Consider the following 15,529-nt stretch of genomic DNA (forward strand, 5'->3'; position numbering starts at 1 on the left):
CCTCCCACCGCTGTACGGGCCGCCGCTCTCGGGGTGGGGCACTGCACCGGGTGTCACCGCACCTCGGGGCTTCGGCGTCCGACGAGGACGACGTCGCGCCGACGGCCGTGGCGGCCACCCCTGCCACCAGGGCCACCACGGCCCCGAACGGACCGTTGGCGGCGCCGAGACGACCGGCGGGGCGGGCCAGCGCCAGCCAGGCGATGACCACGCCGGCCAGCGCCACGAGCGCGGCCGTGGTGCCCACGAGCCGCCCGGTGGTCAGGCTGTAAGCATCGGCGGCGACCGGCTGGACCGAGGCGTGCGCGGCCGCCGGTGCGGCAAGCCCGATGCCTCCGGGCACGGCGGCCGCGGCGGCGGCGAGCAGGCGGCGAACAGACATTCGAACTACTCCTTCTCTTCCTACGACGGGGCGTCGCCCGAGCATGTCCGCCGGCCCCACCCGCCGTCGTCCGGCGGACGCAGACACTTCGCACTGCGGCCGATGCCGCATCCGGCTACCACGGACGCCGCAGGCGGCGCGAAGGTACTGCGCACGCGGTAGCTGGCCGCTCGTTCAGGAGGGGGACTCGCCCGCGGTGGCGGCCAGCTAGGGTGCGCGCATGAGTGCAGGTGAGTCCAGTGTTCGGGCCCGGTTCGGAGACTGGGTCATCGCTGTCGGCGTGGCGGCGGCGCTGCTGGTCACAGGCCTGTCCGGGCAGCGTTCCGCCACGGACCTCGCCTTGCTCGGATACGCGCTGCTGACGATCGGCGGGCTGGCGCTGGGCGCACGCCGCCGGGCTCCGGTTGCCGTCCTGGCCGTCACCGGGCTGTGTGCGGTGGGGTACCAGGCGGCCGGTTTCGACGTGCCCGCTGTCGCGTACCTTTTCGCGGCGTACGCGGCCGTACGGGCGGGACACCGCACCGCCACGGTGGCGGCGAGCGTGATCATGCTGGCCTTGCTCCCGCTCGCGGCCCTGGCCTCGGGCCTGCACGACACGGGCGAGGCGTTCGCGCAGGCCCGAGGCGCCCTCGAAATCGCCTGGCTGATCGCGGCCGCCGCCGCGGGAGAGGCGCTGCGGCAGGCCGAGCGGCGGGCGGACGAGGCCGAGCGCACCCGGGAGGAGACCGCGCGGCTCCGTATCGCCAGGGAACTGCACGACTCGCTCACCCACCAGATCTCGGTCATCAAGGTGCAGGCGGAGGTCGCCGTGCACGTGGCCCGCAGGCGGGGCGAGGAGGTGCCTCCTTCCCTGCTGGCGATCCAGAAGGCCGGGCGTGAGGCAAGCCGGGAGCTGCGCGCGACGCTGGAGGCGCTGCGCGACGACGACACGGCCCCGCCGCGCGGACTCGACGATGTCCCGGAGCTGGTGGAGTGGGCCCGTACGTTCGGCCTCGACGCGACGCTGACGATCGAAGGACAGCGACACGACGTGCCGGCCGCGGTGGACCGGACCGTCTACCGGATCGTTCAGGAGTCGCTCACCAACGTCGCCCGGCACGCGGACGCGGCCACGGCGGCGGTCCGGATCGACTGCCGTCCGGACGCCCTCGCGATACGCATCGACGACGACGGCAAGGCGACGCCGGCCACCGCCCCGGTACCCGGCCTCGGGCTGCTCGGCATGCGCGAACGCGTCACCGCCCTCGGCGGCCGGCTGCGTGCCGAACCACGCGGTGGAGGCGGCTAGCCTCCAGTCGGCCGCCGGATGCCCTGGCCGGGGCGCTGTCGTCTCTCGTGAACGGAGCCGAGTGCGCATGCTGATGGCCCAAAGGGGCGGCCGTGGACTCGCGCACCGTGGAAGAGACCTTCGGGCCCGGAGAGATCAGCTGTCCGCCGACGACCCGGCAATGGCTGCCGAAGCGCTCGACTCGGTCGGCTTCGCCGTGGTCGGCCCCGATGCCTCGGCAGCGGCCCGCTGGGCATCGACTTCCACGCCCCCGGCTTCTTTGCCGTGTGACCACTGAAGGCCGCATCCGCCCGGGGCTTCCCGTACGGGCTCACCGAGCGGGGAGGGCGAGCCGCAGAACGATCTCGCCGTCGTCGATCTCCCCGGTGGGTTCGAACCCGAACTTCTGGTAGAAGGGCCACGGTTCGCCGTCGCCGGGCTCGTAGCTGGTCAGCAGCTCGGTGGCGCCGTCCTCGCGAACCAGGGCGGCGATCTGCGTGAGCGCCTCCCGGCCGATCCCCCGCCTCTGGTACCGCTTGTCGACGAGGAGGCGCCAGAGGAAGTGCCGCCCTTCGAAAGGACCAGCCGGTGGTTTCCACGACAGCATCACGAAGCCGGCCGGCTCGTCGCCGCGGTACACGGCGCGGTACCAGGGATTGGCCTCCGGCGTCTTCGCCGCCTCCTTGAGCGACTTGGACACGGAGGCGACGAACTGCTTCTGGTCACCTCGGACGCGGAGGGCACGAACGGCATCCCGGTTGTCGTCGGTGATCTCCCGTAGGTGCACGACTGGGGACCCCATCCCACACTCCTTCCCGTATCCGGCAGCTGCGCCGTCCGGGCCGACGTGAAGAGCCGCCACCGGGCGGCGTCGCACGAGATGGCCGCTCGAGCGGGCTCCGGCCTGAAGGGGTTACCCGGCGTTGCGCGGGTTCGTCTCCAGGTGCCGCAGCCGGGCCTCAACGGCGCCGTCGACGATCCGCGCGTCGAAGGCGGGCTGCGGCGCGGTCGCCGGTCCCCGCACGTTCCACCCGTCGGCCAGCCGGAAGACGCTGCCGTGCCAGGGGCAGCGGACGCAGCCGTCGATGATGTCCCCCTCCGACAGAGGCCCCGCCATGTGGCTGCACCGGTCGGCCAGGACACGCACCACGTTCTCGCTCTCGTGCACGACCATGACGGGCACCTCGTCCACGTGTCGGCGCACCACCTGCCCGACCGGGAAGTCGGCCATGTCTCCCAGACGGTGCCAGCCAGGGGCCACCACGTGGGGGACGTACTCGGCGTGGTTGGCGCCGGATGCCTGCCGGTAGGCCATGTGCCCGCCCAGCGCGCCGCCGAGCCCGGTGACGCTCAGCCCGGCGAGCCCAAGGGCTTTCCCGGTCCTCTCCCGGCCGCGGAAGCGGGCCATGAGGGATCCGGCGAACAGCGATATCGCCGCACCGTTGGCCAGGGCGTGGACGAGGCCGACCCGCTGCTGCTGGCGATGCAGTTCGGCCCAGTCCACCCAGCCGGCCACCGCCGCGGGAACGGCAGTGGCCAGTCCGATGCCGATGAGCGCGCGTGGCCCCTGCCGAACCCCGGGCAGCAGATCCAGGACGGCTGCGGACAGCCACGAGCCGATGGGCACCTGTACCAGCAGGGGGTGCACGGGGTGACCGAGCCAGCGCCCGTGCAGGGCGTCTCGCCCTGCTCCCAGCGGCACGGACCGCACTTTCTGCTGGACGGCGCCGATCACCCGGTCGGCGCCGGCCCACCGCTCCAGGCGATCCAGCGCCGACAGGACAGCTCCAGGGCCTTGCTGCGTCATCCGGTCCTCCCGTGGGCCTTGTGTTGCGTGAGAGGCGAGTAGCCCCGCCCACCGGACCGGAAACGCCGGGTGCGGCGTTTCGCCCGCGGCACGCTCCGGCGCGTGGCCGGCTTGTCCGAGGGGCGGGGCCGGCCGACTGCGGCAGCACTCACTCGCTCTCCAGGGCGGTGGCGGTGGCAGCGTTGCCGATGCGGATGACCGGCCTCTGGTGGAGGATCCGGCCGCCGTTCCTGCCGGGTCCGGGCCGACATCGCGGCCCTGAACGCCGGCTTCACCCTCCACGAACCGTCCGCCCTCCGTACCGCCTTCCAGGCCTTCGGCACACAACTCCGCCACTGCGGATGACCCCCTTGCGCGCATTGCGAGGGTGACGACTCAACGGCTCCGTTCCGTACCGGGGAAGCCGCGGACCATGGGCCTGCGCCACGGGCCGTCGGTGCCTCCTCGGCGACCGGCTCGCCCATGCGATCCCCGCAGCCACGCTCACCACCGTGCCAGGCCTCGGCCACGCGTTCCCCGGAGCGGCCGTGCCCCCGCTGGCCGCCGCCATCACCGCACACACCACGGCCGACCGTACGGATCCTCTGCGGAAGGGGCCTTCGTGACCGGGTACCGCTTCGACTCGCACAGGCGGTTCGTCGCGTTCCAGCGCGATCAGAACGCCAGGTACGTGTCCACCGAAGGCGCGCTCGTCGTCGGCCGTACGGCGCGCGGCGCGGTCAGGCTCGACGTCAGCCAGGAGAGCCAGAACGGCGACACGCCCGCCATGGGCGACGTCACGACGTTCGGCTGGACGGATCTCGCGATGGGTGGGCCGTCGGCACGTGAGCGTGATCGCTCGACTGTCCGGCGTCGCCCGTTCGGACAGCCGCTGCCGGTGGCAGCCCGGCGCAGTCGGCCCGCTGCGGGGCCCCGGGTGACCTCGATGACGGGCAACGACGTCGCGGTGGGCGGGACACCGATCTGGCGGGGGAGTGGGTCCGGCAGCAGTGGGGGCGCCGGTGAGGCGTTCGAGGAACTGGTCGGCGACAGGGGCTGCGGCCATAAGATCTGCCCCGGGGGTGGTCCGTGTGGCGGTGGAGTTCCGTGTGCTGGGTGCGGTCGAGGTCCGGGTCGACGGCAACCGGCTGGACTTGGGACCCGCACGGCAGCAGCGCGTTCTGGCGGCGCTGCTGTTGGACGCCAACCAAGCGGTGACGGCGGATCAGCTGATCGACCGGGTCTGGGGAGAGCGGGCTCCGCAACGTGCCCGGTTGACGCTGTACAGCTATCTGTCCAGGCTGCGCCAAGCGTTACGGACCGCGGCCGGGGAAACGCAGATCGTGCGGCGGTCCGGTGGTTACGAGTTGACCGTCGACCCCTCGGCTGTCGACCTGCACCGCTTCCGCTCCCTCGCTGCCAGGGCCCGAACCGCCATGGGCGCGGGGGACGAGGACGAGGCGGCACGCCTGTTCGAGCAGGCCCTCGCGTTCTGGCGGGGCGACGCGTGCCGAGGAATGGAAACCCCCTGGTTCGACGCCCAGCGCGAGACCGTGCACCTGGAATGGATCACGACCGTCCTGGACCGGGGGACCTCCAGTTACGCCGCGGTCTGCACGCCGAACTGCTGACCACGCTCACCGCGCACGCCGAGAGCCACCCGCTGGACGAGCGGCTCGCCGCCCAGCTGATGCTCGCCCTCTACCGGGGCGGACGCCCCGCCGACGCACTGAACCACTATCAGGAGGTACGCCGCCGCCTGGCCGACGAGCTGGGCACCGACCCGGGCCCGGGACTGCGGGAGCTGTACCAGCAGATCCTCGTCTCGGATCCGCGGCTGGCCACACCGGCTCCTGTGCGCGCCAGGCCGAACCACGCGAACACTGCCGCACCAGCTCCCAGACAACTTCCTTTACCACCGCCCATGTTCATCGGGCGTGCCGATGAACTCGACAGGCTGGAAAAGCTGTTGGGGCCGAAGAGCGAGCCGGACACGGATCGGGCCCCTGAGCAGGCGCTCCAAAACCGGTTCAAGGTTTCGCCAAGGTCCACCGGCAAGACTGGCTGCCGCTTCCAGCGAGGACCAGCAGACAGCAGACAGCATCGGAGGAAACCTGTGCGTACGCGTCACGCCCTCACCGTCACGGTCGTCGGCAGCGCCCTGGCACTGGCCGGCACGGCCGCACCGGGCTCAGCGGTTGCCGTGGCCAAGTACCCCGGCCAGGTCAAGTGCCCCAAGGGCGACTACCAGCTCTGCATCGACGGGGGCCCCGGAGGCTTCACCATCAGCGGCAAGAAGTTCTCCGGGCACAACAACGCGATCCTGCTCAGGAACGTCAGGAACGTCACGATCTCCGGCAACCAGTTCACGAACCTCAGTGGATCCACCGGATACGCCGGGGTTCACGTCCAGAACGCCTCAGGCATCGTGATCAAGAAGAACACCTTCTCCAACCTGCGCAACGGCGGCAACATGCACGGCGTCTACCTGGTCAGGACCTCGGGCAGCAGCATCACCGGCAACAAGTTCTCGTCGATCACCGGCGACCCCGTGCGGATCAGGGACGGCAGCAAGAACAACACGGTCAGCGGGAACACCTTCACCGGTTCCGGCCAGTACGCCCTGTTCAGCGAGTGGGGACGGCTGGAGAAGGGGGAGCGCTGCGGAAGCGGCAACGTCTTCAAGAGCAACAAGTACAAGACCGGCGGCTACGGCGGCAAGAAGATTTCGCTGATCAAGTGGGGCGGCAAGGGCGGGGGCACAACCGGCCTGAAGCTCACCTGGGGCAACTGCAAGAAGGCGAGCATCGTGAACAAGGGCGGCAACACCAAACTCTAGTAATCCAGTGCGGCAGCCTGGCCACGTTGCGGCGTTCGGTGCCAGTACGTCCCGCGGTGCCGGTGTACCGCCGCGCGGGCACGCAGGGCGTCCAGCCGCACAACCCCCGATGATCACGTGGTGGCCGTACCTGCTCCCAGCCGGACCTGCGCAAGATCACGAGACCGGACTGGAGTGCTGGTCGGTGGCGAGCAACGGCCGGGTCAGGGTGCGGAGTTCTTCACAAATCACCGGGCGGTGACCTGGCTGACGCCGGTGTGCTCGGTCATGCAGTCGTCGGTTGACGAGCTTGCGTTACTACCTGGAGCGGCGAAAGGCAATCTGTGGCGCCTATTCAGGTAATTTCGTGGCGATTCGGCTCATTCACCTGAATGCCCCGTGCGGTGAGAGCGGTTCAGTAAGGAGAATTTTCTCAGCCCGCGCCGACGCCGCACCGCCTTGCGGGGCAGGGGAGAAGGTAATGACCGGATCGAAAATGCGTACACTCGCAATCGGCGGTGCGGCTTTGGCCACGGTCGTCACCGCTGGGGCGCCCAGGGCCCCGACCGGCGCCGCGCCCAGCGGAAATGACGGCCCGTCACCTGTGGAAACGCGGCAGACCGCCTCATCCCCACTCGTCAACAAGACCGCCGGTCCCCGAAAAGACGGCACTGCGGTCACGCCCGTCGGATACCGGGTGACGCCAGCAGGTGACCAGACGAGGCTCGGGAACCTCCCGCTGAACGCGGTTCTTCACCCCGACGGTCGCCATCTGCTGGTGACCAACAACGGTCAGGGCGTTCAGAGCCTGCAGTTGGTCGACACCCGGACGAACAAGGTTGTCCAGACACTGTCGTATCCGTCACCGGAGTCGCTGTACATAGGCCTGGCGTGGAGTCCGGACGGCAAGACCGCTTACGCCAGTGCCGCGGCGAACTCCAAGATCCGGGTGCTGTCGTTTGCCGGTGGGCGGCTCACCGAACGTGATCCCGTCAAGCTGCCCGCCAAGACCGCGGACGGCAAGGCCCTCACGCTTTTCCCGGCCGGCCTGGCGGTCACCCCGGAAGGGAAGAAGCTCGTCGTCGCCGATCAGCTCGGTGACGCCGTAACGGTCGCCGACACGGTCAGCGGGCAGGTACGGACCGTTGCCGCGGGTCATCGGCCGGTGTGGGTGACGCTCAGCAAGGACGGGCACACCGCCTACGTGTCGAACCAGGGTGCCGACACCGTCGACATCGTTGATGTGACAGGCCCCGCACCTCGGGTGACGGGGCAGATCAAGGTAGGGCTGCATCCGAACAAGTCGGTGCTCTCCGCGTCCGGCCGGAGGCTCTACGTCGCGAACGGCGACGCCGACAGCGTCAGCGAGGTGGACCTCACGACCAAGAGGGTGACGCGCAGCTTCTCCGTGTCGCCGTCCCAAAAGGCTCTCGTCGGCAGCAATCCCACTGGCCTGGCCCTGGACGGCGCGGGCAAGCGACTGTTTGTCACCGAGTCGGGCAACAACAGCGTTTCGGTGGTCGACCTGACCCACGGCAGGGTTCTGGGGAGGATTCCCACCGGTTGGTATCCCAGTGCGGTGATCTGGTACAACGGCCGCCTTCGGATCACGAATGCCCGGGGGCTGGGGGCGGGCCCGAACAACGGTCCTGGACACCCCGATCCCGAGCGCCCAGGCGGAACGTCACCCAGCCAGTACGTCGGGTCGATGATCGTCGGCACGCTGAGCAGCGTGGATGTGCCGGACTCCGGCGAGCAACTCGATGAGTACACCCGCCGGGTGGAACGCAACAACGCCCCAGTGACCGAGGTCAGCGGCGCAGTCGTGCCGCGCAGACCCGGCGACAGGACTCCCGTCAAGCATGTGATCTACGTAGTCAAGGAGAACCGCAGCTACGACCAGGTGCTCGGCAGCCTGGGGAAGGGCAACGGCGACCCCGGCCTCAACCTGTTCGGGGACGAGTCGGCGCCCAACACCCGCGAGTTGGCGCGGCGCTTCACCACCATCGACAACTTCTATGCCGATGGCCAGGTCAGCGCCAGCGCCTGGAACTGGGTGACCCAGTCGAACTCCAATCCCTACGCCGAGCAGATGTGGCCCGCGGCGTACTCCGGCCGCAAGGGCGTGTACCCCGGCGAGCACAACGTTCCGGAGAACGCCGCCCAGGACCCCCAGAACTCCTATCTCTGGCAGCGCTTGGACAAGGCCGGTGTGAGCTTTGCGAACTTCGGCTTCTACGTGACGCGTCGGGGGAGCGAGGTCCACGCCGGGGACCCGGTGCTCGACGCCCGGACCGATCACATGTTCCAGGACGATCTGGGCTGCCCGGACTCGGCGGGAACGTTCGCTCCCACCAAGGACACCTGCCTGTCTCCACGGGTCGACCAGTGGCTGAAGAGCTTCCGTGAGTACGAGGCCACGGGCGACATGCCCACGGTGCAGTTCGTCCGGTTCCCCGGTGACCACACCTTCGGCACCGCGGCCGGTAAGCCCACACCCAAGGCCATGGTGGCCGACAACGACTACGCCCTCGGCAGGCTGGTGGATGCGGTGTCCCACTCGCAGTTCTGGAAGGACACGGTCGTCCTCGTCACCGAGGACGAAGCCCAGAACGGGCCCGACCACGTCGATGCCCACCGGACGCTCGCCCTGGCGGTCAGCCCGTACACCCAGACCGGAAAGGTCGACTCGACCTTCTACAGCACCGCCTCGATGGTCCGGACCGTCGGACTGTTCGCCGGAATCGGCCCCCTCACCCGGTTTGACGACTACTCCACGCCGATGAGTGCGTCCTTCACCGACAAGCCCGACTACCGGACCTACTCGGTGATCAAGCCGACGTATCCGATGAACAGCGTCAACGGCTCCGATTTACTGACTCGGACACCAGGGGGCAAGTAACCGACCTGCTGAAGCGTCCGTCTCCTCAGGACGGCGGGCCTGTGCTGCTGAGAGGGCTGCCGGAAGCCGACCGCCCCCGAGGCCTGTTTGACCTGGAAAGACTCGGCAAATGGGGCAAAGTGGAGAATTCATGAAAGGGGTGCGGGTAACGGGAGGTGAAAGCCACTCAGGAAGGAGGCGCATCCCATGACACCGGCCCAGGATGTCGTCGAGCTGATCCTCGAGGATCACCGGATGATGGAAGATCTGCTCCGCCTGATGCGCAGCACCGAGGCCGACCGCCAGACCGCGCTTCATGACTTCGCGCACCTGATGATCGCGCACGGTGAGGCTGAGAGAGCTTCGGTGCACCCTGTCCTTGTCTCCTTCGAGGACGCCGACACCGTCGAGCGCATCGAGACCGCACACCAGGAAGCCGTCAAAATCCTCTTCGCGCTCCTGCAGGTGCGCGAGATCGGCTCCGCCGAATGGGAGTGGAGGCTGCAGCGACTGGCCTCGGCCACCGCCCGCCACACGGACGAGGAGGAGCGCACCCTCGTCAACCGGGTACGGGAAAGCCTCAGCCGGCGTTGCCGGGAGGAACTCGGCGCCGGCTTCGCCAGGACAGAGGCCGACCTGCTGACGGCGCGATGCGGCAGCGTCGCCAGCGTGCACCGCATGGTTCAGGCCGCCGCACCCGCGTGATGTCCTCACCTGCGTCGCGAAGGCCCGGCGGCCGGGCGGTCCGGACCGCCGCGGAGAAGAGATCTACGACAGGAGCTGTCATGGACTGGAGCCTGGACACCTTCCTCACCCAGGTCACCGAACGCGCAGGCTACGACAGGCCACAACAAGGAGCCAGAGCCGTGCAGAACGTGCTGGAAGTCCTCGGCGCCCACTTGGTGGGTGACGACCGCACGGACCTGGCCGCCCTACTGCCCGAGGGGTGCGGACCACTGCTGACCGCAAGCGAGCCGGCCAACGAACCGCTGACACCCGCGTCATTCGTCGAAGCCGTGGCCGACCGCAGCAACGAAGACCTCGCCGAGGCCAGGCGCGAGATCGACGCCGTACTCCCCACCCTCGCCGAGGTCGCGGACAACGCACTGCTGCGTCGTCTCCTCACCCAGCTGCCACCAGGGCACGCCGGCCTGTTCGGTTGCACGGATCCTGGATGACCAGCCAGGTCGGCGAAGCCGGCGCTCCAGGCGCTGTGGGACCGGCATGCGATCAGTGGATCAGCCGCCGGCGGCCTGGACGATGTCCTGCGGATCCAGGCCGGTGAGCTGCGCGATGCGCGGCGCGGGAATTTTGGCGGTGAGGGCGCGGTGGACCAGCGACTGCCAGTCCTGGGTGGTAGAGCGCGCGTTCGGGTGGCTGACGCGCACCCGCCGTCCGGCCAGGGACTGCGAAACGCGTACCGATGTCGCCGAGGCGATGGTCCTGTGGCCGATGACCAGACTCATGAGCCGCCGTCTGGCCGGGCGGCGCCAGCCAGTACCGTCACCGCTGGCCCCTCCTGCCACACCGACGCCATCGATCCGGGCGCCGCCGCGTCCGGTCCCTGCTCGGCCGAAGCCGTCTGCGGAAAGGGTCATGCCCCGCCAGGTGGTGCAGGGGATCAAGGAGCCGGAATCCGCAGGTCGGGGGCGGCGGTCCCGCTGGATCAGGCGTTCAACCCACCTCAACGGGACGCTTCGCGGACTGCTGTCTCCACGGAGAGCATCGTGGGCCTTGTACCGGGACGCGAAGCGCTTGATCCCCTGCATCACCTCGTGGGACACGACCCTGCCGCGCCGTCACACGCGTGTGGGTGTGAGCAGACCGCACCGCCGCCGTGGGGTGCGGGGGAGCAGCTGCTGCCGGGATGTGGCCGACTCCCTGGTTACCGGTCGGCTCCGGCGTGGGTGTGGCGGCCACCGGTTCGGGGGCCGTGCCAGTCCAGGCACATGACGGTGGCGTCGTCGGCCAGATGTCCGTCGCAGGCGTCGGTGACCATGACGGTCAGGATGCGGACGACCTCGCGGGGATGCTCGTCGGCGGTGTCGCGGAGCAGGGCGGGCAGCTCGACGGACTCGGCTTGGCGCTCCTGCAGGCCGTCGGTGTAGAGCAGGAGGCGGTCATCGGGGTGCAGGTCGAGGTCCTGCACGCGGTAGGGGACAGGTGCGGGGATGCCGAAGGGCAGGTCGACCTCCAGGCGTACTTCCTCGGCCGTGCCCTCGCGCAGACGCAGGGGCCAGGGGTGGCCGGCGTTGACGAGCTGGGTGCCGCTGCCGTCGAGGGCGATGCGCAGGAGCTGGCCGGTGGCGAAGGTGTGGCGGCCGTGGTCGATGAGGGCCTGGTGGATCCAGCGGGCTTGCTCGGCCAGGCCGGTTCCGGCGCGGCGGGCGCCGCGGGAGGCGTTGATCAGGAGGGTGGCCATGAGAGCGGCGTCGACGTCGTGGCCCATGGCGTCGGTGATGGACAGGTGCAGGGTGTCGTGATCGAGGGTGTAGTCGTAGGTGTCGCCGGCGATGCTGTCGGCGGGGATCAGGGCGCCGGCGAGGACGAACTCGGCTGCCTCGCACGAGGGGGCGGAGGGCAGGAGCTGGCGCTGGATCTCGGCGGCCAGGCTGACCGGGGTGGTGCGCTGGCCCCAGTGGTAGAGGTCGGTGAAGCGGCGGTCGGTGACGATGATGTAGGCCAGCGCGTGCGCGGCCTCCTCGACCTGCCCCAGCACGTCCTGCGTGATGTCGGGGAGGAACAATTCCAGTACGCCGATGGTGTCGCCGCGGTTGGTGACCGGGGCGATCACCCACTGCCCCTGCTCGTCGTCCGGGGCCTGCACCAGCTTCTGGGAGCGCAGGACCTCGTCGTAGACGCTGCCGGGCAGGTCGATCTGGTCGGCGCGGTGGCCCTGCTGCGTATCCGCTTCCTCGCTGACCCGCACCACCTTCTGGCCGATGATGTCGACGAACAGGAACGACACGTACCGCGCGCCGAACCGGTCGCGCAGATTGCGTGCCACCACATCGAGAGACGCCACCGGCGCGGCGTCCTCCGCCGCGGCGAGCAGCTCAGCCAGACCGATCCGCTCATGTGCCATCGTCGCCTCCCAGCGTCTCCCTCCACGTGCCCCGATACGGCTGCGGGCACCACCCTCACCCGGTCCCGCACCGGCTTTGCCCCGAGCGACAGGCGAACACTTTCTGTGAGGACACGCGCGGCCTCCTGCCGGCGGCGCTGATCACCGCCGCCGGCGTCCGGGACTCCGTGGCCGGCACCCACCTGCTCGACCAGGTCACCGCCGCCTGGCCCGCGACTGTGAAACCCTCCCCGCCCGCTCCGAAGTCATGATCCACCTCGCGGTGACCGACCTCGTGGCCCGCCGTCCCACCGGCGAGAACGCCCTCACCTGGCGCGACTCCACAAGCCGCACCAGCCGAAGATTCCGGGATGAAACAACGACAGAAAGCGCTCTCTCAGCCGGGGGCGACGCGATGGATCGCCAGCGCGTCCAAGCGGCGCATTTTCGCGTCGGAGGGCGCACACACCAAGTGTTCGACGCGGGTCGGAGGGCTGGGGTTCGAGCGCTCACCGCGCAACGCGGCCTCGACGAAGTCCCGCAGGCGTTCGCCGCACCGGCGGTAGAACCGCAACTGGGTGCGGCGGCCGAACAGCCGCCACCCGAGGAAAGTGATCCGGTCCAGGGTGGGAGCGCCTTGCGAATGGCAGGAGACCACGAACCGCACCTGACCCGTATCCTGCTGCTTCACCACCTCGTAGGTGGCCTTGCCACGCTCCAGGTGGCCCTCCAGGGTCTCGTAGGCCCATCCCCAGACGCGGTCCGCGTTGTCCCGGGTCTCGTCCACCACCTCGGTGACGCGCACACCGCAGTAGAAGTGCATGCCGTGGAAACGGGCCTCGAGCAGCATGTCACGGCCGAGGAGCGGTGCGGCCGGGTCGTACAGTGCCCGGACGATCTCCGGCGGGGAGAACTGGTAGTCGCGGACCAGCCGGCAGGCGTGCTCCCAAGGCCCTCCCGGCTCCGGAGGGCCCGGCCGCTCCGCTGGCAGCGTGGTGCGGTAGGTGTCGATGTTCCAGGACGGCCGGCGTACCTCGTCGGCCGAGTAGTTGACGCGTGCGTCCGCGAGACCCTTCCACACCCGTGCGGCGTCGAGCCGCCCGAACACCCAGTCGCCCAAGGGGATCACTCGGATTCCGGTAGTGACTCGCCGATCAACCACAGCATCGGTGGCCACAGGCCTACGAAGAGCGCACGTCGCTCGGCGTTTCCCCGCTGTTCCTGGTCGACGGTCTTCGCGCGCACCCACAGCGTCAGGCACAGACCGATCGCGGCGAGTGAGGCGAGGTGCAGGTGAGCGCGGCGTGCGCCCGCCCGGTGCAGGAGCCGGACCACCATGGGGGCCTCCGGGTTCGTCCGCTTGTGGCATCACCACTTTGTCACCACCGCTATACCAGGGTATACACGTGTTCATGCCTGTTTACGACGGTTTGCCGGTCTGAAGGGGTGCGGATGTCGGGACCTCGCTGTCCTCGCGTACTCGCCGTGCTGGCGCGGTGGCTCCTGGGCACGGTGCTGGTCACCTGGCGCTACCTCTGGGAGACCACCCCCCTCCATCGTGGTGGCGAGTGCCAGGGCGACGAGCGGGACCACCCCCCGCAGCTGCCCTCCGAAGCGGTCGACGACCAGGTGCAACGGGCGGAGGACGGCTGCGGCCCCCTGTACCACCGCCTCTTCCGGGTGGGCATCGCTGCGGCCGACCTCGACGCGGACCAGCTCATCGAATGGGTCTGCCGGGACTTCAAACGCTTCGTTCCCTCGGAAGTGGTCGACATCCACACGGGTGAGCTCCGCGACCATGGCCTGGACGTCGCGGACGAGCTGCTGGTGGAGATGCCGGGGCCCTGGAACGGACCCGTCAGGGTCGTGCGCCGCGAGGCGGATTCCCTGCACCTGGTGACTCTGCGCGGTCACATGGAGGCCGGGCAGGTGCAGTTCCGTGCGCGAGAAGCCGACGACCTGCTGGCGTTCGAGATCGAGCTCTGGGGCTGCGCCGGCAGCCGCTTGGTGCACCTGCTGTATTCGCACCTGCGTCTGGCGAAGGAGGTCCAGCTCAACATGTGGGTCCGGTTCTGTCTGTCCGCCGTCACGGCCTCGGGTGGGCGACTGGTTGACGGAGTGCACATCTCCACCCGCCGGCTCGACCCTCCGGGCAGGGCACCGGTCCGCCCGATGCCGTGGACCGGAGGGAATCCTCCGGGGTGGCGCGGACCCGGGGCCCGCCACCTGGCGGGAGCGGTCCGTGAGGCAGGCACGAGGCGGGGCTGGCGGCGAAGGAACAGCCGGTGACGGACAGTCCCCTCAAAGACCGGACCATCGTGGTGACCGGAGCCGCGCGCGGACTGGGCGCGGCACTGGCGCACGAACTGGCCCGGCGCGGGGCGCGCCTGGCGCTCCTCGGCCATGAGGGTCCCGAACTGCGTGCGTTGGCGGCATCCCTGCCCACCGCAGCGCTGGCGATCGAAGTCGACGTCACCGACAACACCGCGCTGGACGATGCGGCGGGCGAGGTCCGCGGACGCCTCGGCCGGCCGTCGGTGGTCGTGGCGAACGCGGGAATCGCCGAAGGAGGCCCTTTCGCGACATCGGATGCCGCCTCATGGCGCCGAGTCATCGACGTGAACCTGACGGGCAGTGCCCACACGGCACGGACCTTCCTGCCCGACCTGGTGGCGACGGCCGGCTATTTTCTGCAGGTCGCTTCGCTGGCGTCGCTCGGCGCCACCCCGATGATGAGCGCTTACTGTGCTTCCAAGGCGGGCGTGGAAGCCTTCGCACACGCACTGCAGGCAGAGGTAGCACACCAAGGGGTCGCCGTGGGCATTGCCTACCCCGCCTGGACGGACACCGACATGATCCGCAAGGCCGAACGATTCACGGCCATGCACGAGTTGCGCACCCACATGCCCCCGTCCGCCCGCACCATCCACCCGGCCGGCATGGTCGCCGCCCGACTGGCGCGCGCGGTGGAGCGCCGCCGCAGCGCCGTCTACGTACCGTCGTGGCTGCGTGCCCTTCAGGCGGTGCGTTCAGCCCTGCCCCCCATCGTGCTACGGGTGTCCCGCCACGAGCTGCCCCGCTTGGACACCGGGCAGCCGTTGCGCGCCACGGGCCGCCTCGGTGCCGGCGGACGAGCCGACCACGCTGCGGCAGAACCGAACGATGGCTGACCGGGGTGTTCACCCTCTCTGCGCCAGGCGTTGACGACCGGCGCGGCCGGGGCTCCGTCGAGCGGGCAGGCTGCACGGGCCGCTGCGTCAGCACAACCGCCGCAGTGCCGCGTTGGACCATCGGGTCGCCGCTGTCGACGTCGACAGCCCGCCTCGGCCGA

Annotated in this window: 16 protein-coding genes; 8 read left to right on the forward strand and 8 right to left on the reverse strand. The window is 69.8% G+C overall.

Going from position 1 to position 15,529, the window contains the following annotated elements; all coding sequences use genetic code 11:
• Positions 1-382, reverse strand: a 382-nt coding sequence (locus tag C1I97_RS06645) for a DUF6223 family protein (RefSeq protein WP_111002294.1), incomplete at its 3' end; no start/stop codon positions are given.
• Between the two features lie 220 nt (positions 383-602).
• Between C1I97_RS06645 and C1I97_RS06650 the strand changes: the two genes are divergently transcribed.
• Positions 603-1,670 (forward strand): sensor histidine kinase, encoded by a 1,068-nt coding sequence (locus tag C1I97_RS06650; protein WP_111002295.1) that lies wholly within the window; start codon positions 603-605, stop codon positions 1,668-1,670.
• 310 nt (positions 1,671-1,980) lie between these two features.
• Here the strand turns inward: C1I97_RS06650 and C1I97_RS06655 are convergent, their stop codons facing one another.
• The 3 genes from C1I97_RS06655 to C1I97_RS41170 all read right to left on the reverse strand — a co-directional run bounded on the left by C1I97_RS06655 (position 1,981) and on the right by C1I97_RS41170 (position 4,236).
• Positions 1,981-2,451, reverse strand: a complete 471-nt coding sequence (locus C1I97_RS06655; RefSeq protein ID WP_258382448.1) for a GNAT family N-acetyltransferase — start codon at positions 2,449-2,451, stop codon at positions 1,981-1,983.
• Between the two features lie 111 nt (positions 2,452-2,562).
• Positions 2,563-3,456: a Rieske 2Fe-2S domain-containing protein gene (locus C1I97_RS06660; RefSeq protein ID WP_111002297.1), complete on the reverse strand. Its 894-nt coding sequence runs from the start codon at positions 3,454-3,456 to the stop codon at positions 2,563-2,565.
• A gap of 654 nt (positions 3,457-4,110) precedes the next feature.
• Positions 4,111-4,236 (reverse strand): hypothetical protein, encoded by a 126-nt coding sequence (locus C1I97_RS41170; protein ID WP_258382449.1) that lies wholly within the window; start codon positions 4,234-4,236, stop codon positions 4,111-4,113.
• Positions 4,237-4,526: 290 nt separating this feature from the next.
• Here C1I97_RS41170 and C1I97_RS06665 point away from each other — a divergent pair, with 290 nt between their 5' ends.
• From C1I97_RS06665 to C1I97_RS06690, 5 genes are all read left to right on the forward strand, one after another.
• On the forward strand, positions 4,527-5,066 hold the full coding sequence (locus tag C1I97_RS06665; protein ID WP_181446600.1) for an AfsR/SARP family transcriptional regulator: 540 nt from the start codon (positions 4,527-4,529) through the stop codon (positions 5,064-5,066).
• Complete coding sequence (locus C1I97_RS06670; RefSeq protein ID WP_111002299.1) at positions 5,000-6,274, forward strand: BTAD domain-containing putative transcriptional regulator; 1,275 nt, start codon at positions 5,000-5,002, stop codon at positions 6,272-6,274. The genes C1I97_RS06665 and C1I97_RS06670 overlap by 67 nt, the downstream gene beginning before the upstream one ends.
• Before the next feature lie 289 nt (positions 6,275-6,563).
• Entirely contained in the window at positions 6,564-9,155 is a 2,592-nt protein-coding gene (locus C1I97_RS06680) for an alkaline phosphatase family protein (protein ID WP_146608169.1), read from the forward strand.
• Between the two features lie 186 nt (positions 9,156-9,341).
• Entirely contained in the window at positions 9,342-9,839 is a 498-nt protein-coding gene (locus C1I97_RS06685) for a hemerythrin domain-containing protein (RefSeq protein WP_111002302.1), read from the forward strand.
• A gap of 80 nt (positions 9,840-9,919) precedes the next feature.
• Positions 9,920-10,312, forward strand: coding sequence for a DUF2267 domain-containing protein (locus tag C1I97_RS06690; protein ID WP_111002303.1), 393 nt, complete (start codon positions 9,920-9,922; stop codon positions 10,310-10,312).
• A gap of 60 nt (positions 10,313-10,372) precedes the next feature.
• Here C1I97_RS06690 and C1I97_RS41175 read toward each other — a convergent pair whose 3' ends face one another.
• From C1I97_RS41175 to C1I97_RS06715, 4 genes are all read right to left on the reverse strand, one after another.
• On the reverse strand, positions 10,373-10,600 hold the full coding sequence (locus C1I97_RS41175; RefSeq protein WP_111002304.1) for a DUF6003 family protein: 228 nt from the start codon (positions 10,598-10,600) through the stop codon (positions 10,373-10,375).
• Positions 10,601-11,019: 419 nt separating this feature from the next.
• Complete coding sequence (locus tag C1I97_RS06700; protein WP_111002305.1) at positions 11,020-12,219, reverse strand: PP2C family protein-serine/threonine phosphatase; 1,200 nt, start codon at positions 12,217-12,219, stop codon at positions 11,020-11,022.
• A gap of 376 nt (positions 12,220-12,595) precedes the next feature.
• Positions 12,596-13,327 carry a DUF1990 family protein gene (locus C1I97_RS06710; protein WP_111002306.1) on the reverse strand — a complete coding sequence of 244 codons (732 nt, stop codon included), beginning with the start codon at positions 13,325-13,327 and terminating at the stop codon, positions 12,596-12,598.
• Positions 13,324-13,536 (reverse strand): hypothetical protein, encoded by a 213-nt coding sequence (locus C1I97_RS06715; protein ID WP_111002307.1) that lies wholly within the window; start codon positions 13,534-13,536, stop codon positions 13,324-13,326. The genes C1I97_RS06710 and C1I97_RS06715 overlap by 4 nt, the downstream gene beginning before the upstream one ends.
• A 114-nt stretch (positions 13,537-13,650) precedes the next feature.
• Between C1I97_RS06715 and C1I97_RS06720 the strand changes: the two genes are divergently transcribed.
• Entirely contained in the window at positions 13,651-14,487 is an 837-nt protein-coding gene (locus C1I97_RS06720) for a DUF1990 domain-containing protein (RefSeq protein ID WP_258382451.1), read from the forward strand.
• Positions 14,484-15,368 (forward strand): SDR family oxidoreductase, encoded by an 885-nt coding sequence (locus C1I97_RS06725; RefSeq protein WP_111002308.1) that lies wholly within the window; start codon positions 14,484-14,486, stop codon positions 15,366-15,368. The genes C1I97_RS06720 and C1I97_RS06725 overlap by 4 nt, the downstream gene beginning before the upstream one ends.
• Positions 15,369-15,529 lie beyond the last annotated feature (161 nt).

Source organism: Streptomyces sp. NTH33 (assembly GCF_003236365.1).
Classification (GTDB): Bacteria; Actinomycetota; Actinomycetes; order Streptomycetales; family Streptomycetaceae; genus Streptomyces.